General features: G+C 46.5%; 8 protein-coding genes. 5 read left to right on the plus strand and 3 right to left on the minus strand.

What is annotated here, in order from left to right; genetic code table 11:
* From mfd to LDL40_RS07505, 5 genes are all read left to right on the plus strand, one after another.
* Window positions 1–3,406, plus strand: a 3,406-nt coding sequence (gene mfd / locus LDL40_RS07485; protein WP_300994618.1) for a transcription-repair coupling factor, incomplete at its 5' end; no start/stop codon positions are given.
* Entirely contained in the window at window positions 3,403–4,482 is a 1,080-nt protein-coding gene (locus LDL40_RS07490) for a CsiV family protein (protein ID WP_300994619.1), read from the plus strand. The genes mfd and LDL40_RS07490, both read left to right, overlap by 4 nt.
* Before the next feature lie 27 nt (window positions 4,483–4,509).
* Window positions 4,510–4,761: a DUF3862 domain-containing protein gene (locus LDL40_RS07495; RefSeq protein ID WP_300994620.1), complete on the plus strand. Its 252-nt coding sequence runs from the start codon at window positions 4,510–4,512 to the stop codon at window positions 4,759–4,761.
* 61 nt (window positions 4,762–4,822) lie between these two features.
* Entirely contained in the window at window positions 4,823–6,565 is a 1,743-nt protein-coding gene (locus LDL40_RS07500; RefSeq protein WP_300994621.1) for a DEAD/DEAH box helicase, read from the plus strand.
* Between the two features lie 151 nt (window positions 6,566–6,716).
* Complete coding sequence (locus LDL40_RS07505; protein ID WP_300994623.1) at window positions 6,717–7,559, plus strand: HDOD domain-containing protein; 843 nt, start codon at window positions 6,717–6,719, stop codon at window positions 7,557–7,559.
* A 71-nt stretch (window positions 7,560–7,630) separates the two neighbouring features.
* Here the strand turns inward: LDL40_RS07505 and LDL40_RS07510 are convergent, their stop codons facing one another.
* From LDL40_RS07510 to lysC, 3 genes are all read right to left on the minus strand, one after another.
* Window positions 7,631–8,101, minus strand: coding sequence for a GyrI-like domain-containing protein (locus LDL40_RS07510; RefSeq protein ID WP_300994625.1), 471 nt, complete (start codon window positions 8,099–8,101; stop codon window positions 7,631–7,633).
* Window positions 8,102–8,104: 3 nt separating this feature from the next.
* Window positions 8,105–8,485: a helix-turn-helix domain-containing protein gene (locus LDL40_RS07515; RefSeq protein ID WP_300994635.1), complete on the minus strand. Its 381-nt coding sequence runs from the start codon at window positions 8,483–8,485 to the stop codon at window positions 8,105–8,107.
* A 157-nt stretch (window positions 8,486–8,642) separates the two neighbouring features.
* The coding region (gene lysC, locus LDL40_RS07520) for a lysine-sensitive aspartokinase 3 (protein WP_367304306.1) at window positions 8,643–10,000 on the minus strand (1,358 nt) is incomplete at its 5' end.

The following is a 10,000-nucleotide window of genomic DNA, read 5'->3' on the forward strand; positions in this document are numbered from 1 at the left end:
TCAAGGCCAAAAAGGCCTTTATATTGTCATAGTGCCGGATACCACTACAGCACTCAGGCTGGAACAAGAACTGACGGTTTTTTTTCATGACAATGCGGCAGACGTCTGGACTTTCCCAGACTGGGAAACCTTACCCTATGACGTATTCTCACCGCATCAGGACATAATTTCACAGCGGATAAAAACCTTGTATAGCCTGCCCAGATTGCAGCATGGTGTCGTGATAGTGCCGCTTAATACCGCCTTGTTGCGTTTAACAGACGCCAGCTATTTGCAGCAATACAGTCTGGTACTGAAAAAAGGTCAGCAATTAGATTTAACAGCGTTGCGTCAGCAACTTGCTGCTGTAGGGTACAGAGCTGTTGATCAAGTCATGGAACATGGTGAATTTTCTGTGCGCGGCTCCTTGTTAGATTTGTACCCTATGGGCAGCACTCAGCCTTATCGCATTGACTTTTTAGATGATGAAATTGACGGCATTCGCCTGTTTGATCCGGATAATCAGCGCACTGTAAAACAAGTTAATGAAATTGAACTGTTACCTGCCCATGAGTTCCCGCAGGACAAAGCTGCAATAGAGCGTTTTCGCATCCGTTATCGCGAGCGTTTCCCTGCCCGCAGCGAAAAAGAGTCGCTATACATGCAGGTCAGTCAAAGTCTGATGCCTGCAGGTATTGAATATTATTTGCCACTATTTGCTGAACAGACAGTGCCATTGTTTTCCATGTTGCCGAAACAAGCCGTGATGCTGGCTGTGGGCGATTTGGAAGCCGCAGCCGAACGTTTCTGGCACGACTTACAACGTCGATATCAGGACAGAGCTATAGACTTACTTAAGCCTATTCTGAAACCTCAGGAATTGTATTTAGCTGTTGACGAGTTTTTCGCCCAGTTAAAACAATGGCCGCGCCTGCGCTTAAGTCGCGCTGAATTGCCAGAGCGAGCCGGGCAATTCAACGCCGCTGTCACTGAATTACCAGAACTGACAGTGAATCATCAGTTAAAAAACCCATTAGAAAAACTGCAGCAATTCATTGTTGCAATCAAAAAACAACAAGGCCGGATGCTGTTTTTTGTTGAATCTGAAGGCCGCCGCGAAAGCTTGTTGCAACTTATGCAGCGAAGCCAGATCCGCTTACAGCAGTTTGAGTCTGTGGAAGAGTTTTTAACAGACCAGGTGGATTTAGGCATAGTGATAGGTTCGCTGGAACAAGGCTGCTTACTCCAGTCCAGTGCAGACCAATCGAAAGTCAAACCAGAGGAAGGCCCGCTGGCGTTAGTCAGTGAAAATGAGTTGTTTGGCCAGAAAGTAACCCAAAGACGCAAGCGCAAACACAGCCAGCAGATCTCTGGTGACACCATAATACGTAATCTGGCCGAGCTATCCGTTGGTCAGCCAGTGGTCCATTTACAGCATGGTATAGGACGTTATCAAGGCCTGCAGGTGCTGGATGCGGCAGGTGTCAGCGCCGAATTTGTCACCATCGAATATGCTGGCGGCAGCAAGTTGTATGTACCTGTATCCTCCCTGCATTTAATCAGCCGTTATACGGGTTCAGATCAAGACAATGCACCGCTGCATAAACTTGGCAATGACAGCTGGGAAAAAGCCCGGCGCAAAGCGGCGGAAAAAGTGCGGGATGTGGCGGCAGAACTGTTGGACGTATATGCCCAGCGTGCAGCCCAAACGGGTTATGGCTTTAAAATTGAAGCCGATCAATATGAAATTTTTGCCGACGGTTTCCCTTATCAGGAGACAGTGGATCAACTTGACGCTATAGCAGCTGTGCTTGCCGACATGCAGGCTGAGCGTGCAATGGACAGATTGGTTTGTGGTGACGTAGGTTTTGGTAAAACTGAAGTCGCGATGCGTGCTGCTTTTGTGGCCGTTAATGACAATAAGCAAGTGGCTGTTTTAGTACCGACCACGCTTTTGGCACAACAACATTTTGAGAACTTCCGTGACCGTTTTGCCAATTGGCCGGTTAAAGTGGCTGTACTGTCACGTTTTATCAGCGCGAAAGAGCAAAAAGCCATATTGGAAGAGGCCGAACAAGGCAAAGTGGATATCTTGATAGGTACCCATAAATTACTGCAGGACGACATCAGGTTTAAAGACCTTGGCTTGCTTATTGTCGATGAAGAACACAGATTCGGCGTCCGGCAAAAAGATAAAATCAAAGCCTTGCGCGCCAATATAGACATTCTGACGCTGACTGCCACTCCTATTCCCCGTACTTTAAATATGTCGATGTCTGGCATGCGAGATTTATCTATTATCGCCACACCACCTGCCAAACGTTTAGCAGTGAAAACTTTTGTACGTGAATACGAAGAAGGTTTAATACGCGAAGCCGTACTAAGGGAAATTTCCCGTGGTGGTCAGGTCTATTTCCTGCATAATGACGTCGCGACTATTGAGAAAACCGCAGCAGAATTAGCAGTGCTACTACCTGAAGCGTTGATAGGCATTGCTCATGGCCAGATGCGTGAGCGAGAGTTAGAGCAAATCATGGCTGATTTTTACCATCAGCGTTTTAATCTGCTGCTCTGCTCCACCATTATCGAAACCGGTATAGACGTCCCCACAGCGAACACTATTATCATCAACAGAGCAGATAATTTTGGTTTGGCGCAGTTGCACCAATTGCGTGGCCGGGTTGGTCGTTCGCACCATCAGGCCTATGCCTACTTATTAACACCGCCACCGAAACGCCTGACTAAAGATGCGGAAAAACGCCTTGAAGCCATTTCAGCCCTGGAGGATCTGGGAGCTGGTTTTGCGCTTGCCAGTCAGGACATGGAAATTCGTGGTGCAGGTGAGTTATTAGGTGACGAGCAGAGTGGCCAAATCGAATCCGTTGGCTTTAGTTTGTATATGGAAATGCTGGAACAGGCAGTTGAAGCTTTAAAAGCTGGCAAAGAACCCAGCCTGGATGCACTTTTGAACCAACAAACCGAACTGGATATGAAACTGCCTGCCCTGCTGCCTGATTCATATATACCTGACGTCAGCTTACGTTTGTCTTTTTACAAGCGTTTAGCCTCCTGTCGTGACGAGCAGGAATTGGATGATGTGCAGGTTGAATTGATCGACCGTTTTGGCTTATTGCCTGACGCAGCAAAAAATTTGGTCAAAATCACAGAGTTAAAAATGCAGGCACAACAGCTTGGCATAAAACGACTGGAAGCCAACAGCAAAGGTGGTGTGCTAGAATTCGGCGAACGGACAACAGTCAACCCTTCCTACATTATTCAGCTGATTCAGACACAGTCGAAAGTCTTTAAGCTAGAGGGGGGAAGTAAACTGAAATTTATCAAAGATTTACCTGATACCAATAGCAGATTCGCTTTTGTCAGCTTTATGCTGGACGACTTTGCTAAACATCAGACAGGAGCATCATGAAACATCTGCGTCTAACATCGCTGGGTTTAGGCTTAGTCGCTTTATTTGCATCAAGTGCAGCCTTTGCCAATAGCTGGTATGAAATAGAATTAATAGCTTTTAGCCGCAGTGCGGACAAAAGTTTAAAAGAGCAGTTCGAAGCGCCCACCGCAGAGTTAAAAACCAGCAATGCGATGGATTTAATGCGTCCTTTGGTGCAACCCGCTTTGGCTGATTTAATCAAGGCTGTTCCGGCTTGCGTTCCAATGAGTCCAGCAGCATCAGAAGGAACTGCAGTGGACACTAAGGCACTGTCGGTGACCACACAGCAGCAAATTCAGCAACTTTTAATTGAACACCAGCAAAGTACACAGACAAAGCCCGCAGCAGACTCATTAGACGTGCAGTTGGAGTCAGATGCTGTTCCCGCATCTTTGTATCAACTGAATTTCCAGAATTGCCAAATGGAGCAGTGGGATGCTGATGGACAACTGATCAGCAGAGCTTTAACCGCCGAAGAACTGGCGTTACAGCTACCAGCACCAGCGCAAATTCCAGCGACCTTCACCGGCGATGGATTGGCACAAGACACAGCTTATCTGGTTGGCCCCAATGATTTGCAATTGAAAAACCTAGCGTATCAACTACAGCGCGAATCAGGTAAACAACTGTTATTGCACACAGCCTGGCGTCAGCCGTTAATTTCAGGCCGTAACAGCCGCACTCGCTGGTATGCAGGCCTGCATCAAACTGAAACCAACAAAGAGGCAGAAACAGACCAGACTATAGACTTAATGCAACAGGTTCAGCAGCAACTAGCCGCAGTGCAACAAGGTCAAAGCAGCTTGCAATTGTGGTACAGTCCGTGGCAATTTGATTCAGTATTGCAATTACGCTTAGGGCGCTTTATTCAGCTGGACGGTACTTTTTATCTGCGTCAGACCGACGACACGAACCAACCAGCACAAATCGCGGTAAAACAAAGTGCTCGCCTAACTTTAGGTCAAATTCACTATCTGGATCATCCACGTTTAGGAGTGATTATTCAGGTAAAACGCTTTACACCGCCAGCGGATACTGTGGCGAAAACAATTTAGGCAGTTAAATAACACAAGGAATCGGTTATGAAAAAAATCGTGGTTTTGTTGGTAACACTGGGCTTGTTAGGAGCGTGCAGTAAACTGACACAAGATAATTATAATCAAGTCAAAGCTGGTATGACTTATGATGAAGTGACGCATATTTTGGGCAAAGCCACTCACTGCGAGGAAGCCATTGGAACAAAAAGCTGTCGCTGGGGTGACGACGCTAAAAATATCAAAATCACGTTTTTAGCGGACCGCGCCACAGTATTTTCTAACCACGGTATTCAGTGATCTGGATCAAAATACTAAAGGGGGCCAGTTGCGCCCCTTTTTGTATTTATGACTCACCGTTATGCTGCAATTAAGAGATTATCAACAACAAGCAGTCCAGGCTGTACTGGTGCATTTCCGCCAAAAGCAGGAGGCAGCTGTACTGGTATTACCCACAGGTGCAGGTAAAAGCTTAGTCATAGCCGAACTGGCGAGACTGGCTCGGGGTCGGGTATTGGTGCTGGCTCATGTCAAAGAGCTGGTAGAACAAAATCATGCCAAATATCGAAGTTATGGCTTAGAGGCAGCCGTTTTTTCAGCCAGTCTGGGTCGCAAGGAGACTGCGGCAAAAGTGGTATTTGCCTCAGTACAGTCGGTGGCTCGAAACCTGAGTGAATTTACCGAGCAATTTAGCTTACTTGTGATAGACGAATGTCATAGAGTTGGCGATGACGAAGACAGTAGTTACTTAAAAGTCATTCGTGCTTTGCAAACACAAAATCCGGAACTCAAAGTGCTGGGCTTAACAGCAACACCTTACCGTTTAGGTTCAGGTTGGATCTACCAGTACCATAGCCGTGGTCTGATCCGCACCACTGAACAGCGTTTTTTCAAGTACTGCATCTTTGATTTGCCTATTCGGTTTTTATTGGCCGAAGGCTATCTTACGCCAGCAGTATTAATGGATGCTCCTGTATTAAGTTACGACTTTGCCGGTTTAAAGCCCACAGCCAGCGGCTATTTTAAAGAAGCTGATTTGGATTTACGTATTCATCAGCAGCAGCGCGCCACACCTCAGATCATTCAGCAGGTGATACAACATGCTCAAAACCGCACCGGCGTGATGATTTTTGCCGCTACCACAGCTCATGCGCGGGAGATACTGGGCTATTTGCCGGCCAACCAAACCGCCTTGATTTTAGGCGACACGCCACAACAAGAACGGGATGCATTAATTCAGAGTTTTAAACAAAAACAGCTAAAGTATCTGGTCAATGTGGCTGTGTTAACTACAGGTTTTGATGCGCCTCATATAGATTTAATAGCCATTTTACGCCCAACTGAATCCGTCACTTTGTACCAGCAAATTGTAGGCCGGGGTCTGAGATTAAGTCCTGGGAAAATTGATTGTCTGGTGCTGGATTATGCCGGAAACAGGTTTAATCTGGAGCAGCCTGATATAGGCGAACTGCGACCAGAGCCGGGCACAGAACTGGTGACTGTCCCCTGCCCTTTGTGTGGTTTTTTTAATAACTTTTGGGGCAAAACAGACGACAGAGGTTTAGTGTTGGAGCATTATGGTCGCCGTTGTCAGGGCTACAAAGAAGATGATTCGGCCTCACCTTCAGCCTGCGGTTACCGTTTTAAAGCCAAGTTTTGTCCAGACTGCGGAGCAGAAAATGATATTGCAGCCCGTCACTGTGGTGACTGTGGGTTGGTGTTGGTTGACCACGACAAAAAACTCAAAGAAGCCTTAAGCTTAAAAGATGCTTTAGTGCTTTACATCACTCGAATGCAATTACAAAGCCACCAAACGAAAGAAGGCAGAAGCTCACTCAAAGTCAGTTATTTTTCTGCGGATGGCGCAGAAATAGCCGAATACTGGAGCCTGCAGACCAAAGCGCAAAAACAAAAATTCTTAACATTGTTTGTGCCACCTCACCTGGTAGACAGACACAGGCCCTTCACTGATGTGACTATTCGCAAAGTGTTGCAACAAGCCCACAGATTTCAGCCCCCATCTGCCGTTATAGCGCGTAAGGAGGGGCGATTCTGGCATATTCGTGACAAGCTGTTTCAAATAACGGGCAAAGAAGCAGAATAAGTCCTGATTTCTATACAAATAGGAAATTCTTTTGGTTTAGTACTGGGCAAAGCCTACAAAAATCGCTAATAATCAAGATGTTCAGCTATTCATCAAATAACATGATACAACAAACAGATAGTTTTTCTTTTTTGTCACAGGGTTTCAGTTTATGTCAAACGAAAACGCGTTATTAAGCTTGCTGGTTGAAAAGATCCAGAATGATACTTTGGTGTTGCCAAGTCTGCCGGAGATTGCCTTACGAATTCGTAAAATGGCAGAAGATCCAAATGTAAATTTAAACCAGATGGCTGACATTATTTCTCATGACCCGGCGATGTCGGCACGGATGATGAAAATTGCCAATAGTGCTTTTTTAGGCCGTTCAGTGCATGTCAACTCCTTGCATCAGGCTGTTACACGAATCGGTTTGCGTTATATCAAAAATATAGTAACGGCTATGGCAGTCGAGCAATTGTTTGTCTCTCATTCTAATTTAATCAAAGGCATGATGAGCAAAGTATGGCAAGACACTTTAGAAGTAGCGGCTGTCGCGCTCGCCGCTATGCAGCTATACAACAGCAATTTAAAAGTCAGCCCGGTCAATTTTGACACTATGACTTTAGCTGGCCTGATCCATAACATTGGTGCTTTGCCTATTCTGACTGAAGCCGAAAAACATCTGGATCAGTTTGGTGACAAAGACTTTATCTCAGGCTGCATTACAGATTTAGCAGGTGGTGTAGGCGGCAGCATTTTACGTAAGTGGGAATTTCCGGAAGAACTGATTGAAGTGGCTGAGCAGTGGAATACCAAATTGCCTCACACTGACAAAGTGAACTATCTGGATTTTATCCGCATAGCAACCATTCAAAAAGGTCATTGCAAAGATAAAACTGAACCACGTCTGGCGCTTAAACCTTATGCCGACCGTGGTTTAATCACTGGCGTGGATTTCTACCGTTCGCCAGAGTTTACCGTTATTTATCAGGATATGAAGCAACTGTTTGTCTGAGTTGCTGAACAGATAAAAACAAAAGGCGTCCTTTGCAAAGCGACGCCTTTTTATATCTGGTATAACAATGTTTAGCAGGCCACTACCGGAAGATAAATATCAGTGCGTAACAGGTCTTCATCCACCTGTTCAGGATCATCCAGATAATGATGTAAGCAGGGTCTGTCTGCTGGCAAAAAAAAGCTGCAATCTAAGCAATAGGCATACAACCAGTCGATGCTGTCCGACAGCCTTTGATACCCGCCCAGGTGACGAAACACCAGATACTGCTGAGCGCTTAGCTGCTGCAGTTGTAGTTCAGGGTCCAGTTGCTGCGGTAATGGCTTGACCAGCAAAGCGCAATCAAATCGGGCTGAAACATCGCTGTCAACGTCTTCATAAGCCAATCCAAGGATAGCCAGAATGCCAGCTTGATCTGCCAGCATACTAAACAAAGATCCATAAGTATCGTTTAGCTTAGGATATAAACCCTGTGTAGTAATACTGACCACAGTACCAGCGGCCAGAGAGACTAAAGTGACTTGATAGGGGGATTCTGTCACTTGTCATGGCCTGGCCAGTTCCTGCATCACACTGCTTAGACGGTCGGGATCAGACCGCAAATCCGTGGCATTACTGCCAAGTTCACGCTGCAAGGCTTTTGCCAAAGACTGAGAGGAAGCAAAACCGGCTTGTAATGCAGCTTCTGTCACTGAATTTTGCGCCAAAGTTAAAGCCTGTCCTGCTTTCGCCAATTTTAATCTGAGCTGAGTTTGCTGACAGGTCTCGCCCAGCAGCAGTCGGTAAATGCGGTGAAAATGATATTTAGACAAAGCGGCAGCCTCAGCTAATTCGTCCAGGCTAGCCTGTTGCTCTTGATCCAACTTAGTTACCATCAGCAACACGGCTTTGTTTAATTGTTGCAGTAGATACGCCTGATTTGCCATCCTTAGAGTCCTGTCAGCCAGAAGAAGTTATTTAGTCTACCCAGATCAACTCTGGTTAACGTGTCCTGAATTGCTGATTTTTATGCAGAAGTGTCTAAAGTAAGGCAAAAGCAAAGAAAAAGACAGGGTCCTTACCGACCCTGTCCGTTAGGATGAATTAATTGAATAACTTCTGGTGTAGCTCTTTCACCACTGAGGCCGCTGAAGCATCCTGCACTAAAAAGCACAGGTTATGACGTGAAGCACCGTGACAAATCAGCCGCATATTAATTTGCTCCAAAGCGCTAAACAGTTCACCTGTCACGCCTTTTGCACTGTGCAGATGATTACCAATAACGGCTACCAGGCTTAATCCCTGCTCTACAGTCACCTCACAAAAGCTCTTCAGCTCCTCAATGGCCGGTTCTATAGCCGAATTAAAGGCGCTGCCCGCTGATTCATCCAGAGTAAGAGCCACTGAAATTTCCGAAGTAGTCACTAAATCAACCGAAATCTGATGCCGGCTTAAAATATCAAAGACCCGGGCCAAAAAACCGGCGGCGTGCAACATTTCGGGGCTTTTTACCGTGATCAGCGTCTGGGATTTACGCAAGGCTATGGCGCGGTAGGCTGGTTTATGTTCGACAGTTTTGGCAATCCAGGTGCCGCCTGCTTGCGGTTCACGGCTGGAACCGACAAAAACTTTGATATTGCGCCGCATCGCAGGAATTAAGGTCGCCGGGTGCAAGACTTTGGCACCAAAGGTGGCCATTTCAGCCGCTTCATCAAAGCTGATTTCATTGATACAACGGGCGTCCGAGGTCAGACGTGGATCTGTGGTGAAAATCCCGACCACATCAGTCCAGATTTGTACTATGTGCGCGTTTAAGGCTTCACCTAACAAAGCAGCACTGTAATCCGACCCACCTCGCCCCAGGGTGGTGGTTTGTCCTGCTTCATCGGCACCAATAAAGCCTTGCGTGACCACTATCTGTTCAGCCAACAGCGGCTCTAAATGAGTTTGCGCAAGTTCAGCAATGGCCGCAATTTGTGGCTCACCTTTGCCAAAACGACTATCGGTCCGCAGTACCCGGCGAACATCAAAACAGTGCGTCGCTGCCCCACGCTCTGCTAACACCTGAGTGAATAACACTGAACTTAAACGCTCACCAAAGGACTGGATTAAGTCTTTATGCGCGCCCGAATACACAGCGCCACCTGTTTCAATCAGATTCCGTAGGTCAGCCAGCAAGGTATTGATTTGTGCAGCCACAGCTTCTGGTTGCTGCAACGCATTCAGCACAGCCAGAGTAATACGCTCAATGCCTTCATAAGAGCTATAACGCGCCTGAACTTCAGTCTGTTTGGTGATATCGACCAGTAAATTGGTCACGCCTGAGCTGGCACTAACGGCCACTAAACGAATATTTGGGTCGGCCAATACAATATCAGCACAACGGGACATAGCCGGGAAATCGGCCACAGAAGTTCCGCCAAATTTGGCGACGATAAGTTGATTAGACATTCGAGTCTCTC

It is taken from the genome of Rheinheimera sp. (genome assembly GCF_020217005.1).
Taxonomy (GTDB): Bacteria; Pseudomonadota; Gammaproteobacteria; order Enterobacterales; family Alteromonadaceae; genus Pararheinheimera.

What these genes read in the sequence shown, in the direction of transcription:
- LDL40_RS07490 (WP_300994619.1), top strand. Translation starts at nt 3,403, where the DNA reads ATGAAACATCTGCGTCTAACATCGCTGGGTTTAGGCTTAGTCGCTTTA.
- LDL40_RS07495 (WP_300994620.1), top strand. Translation starts at nt 4,510, where the DNA reads ATGAAAAAAATCGTGGTTTTGTTGGTAACACTGGGCTTGTTAGGAGCG.
- LDL40_RS07500 (WP_300994621.1), top strand. Translation starts at nt 4,823, where the DNA reads ATGCTGCAATTAAGAGATTATCAACAACAAGCAGTCCAGGCTGTACTG.
- LDL40_RS07505 (WP_300994623.1), top strand. Translation starts at nt 6,717, where the DNA reads ATGTCAAACGAAAACGCGTTATTAAGCTTGCTGGTTGAAAAGATCCAG.
- LDL40_RS07515 (WP_300994635.1), bottom strand. Translation starts at nt 8,485, where the DNA reads ATGGCAAATCAGGCGTATCTACTGCAACAATTAAACAAAGCCGTGTTG.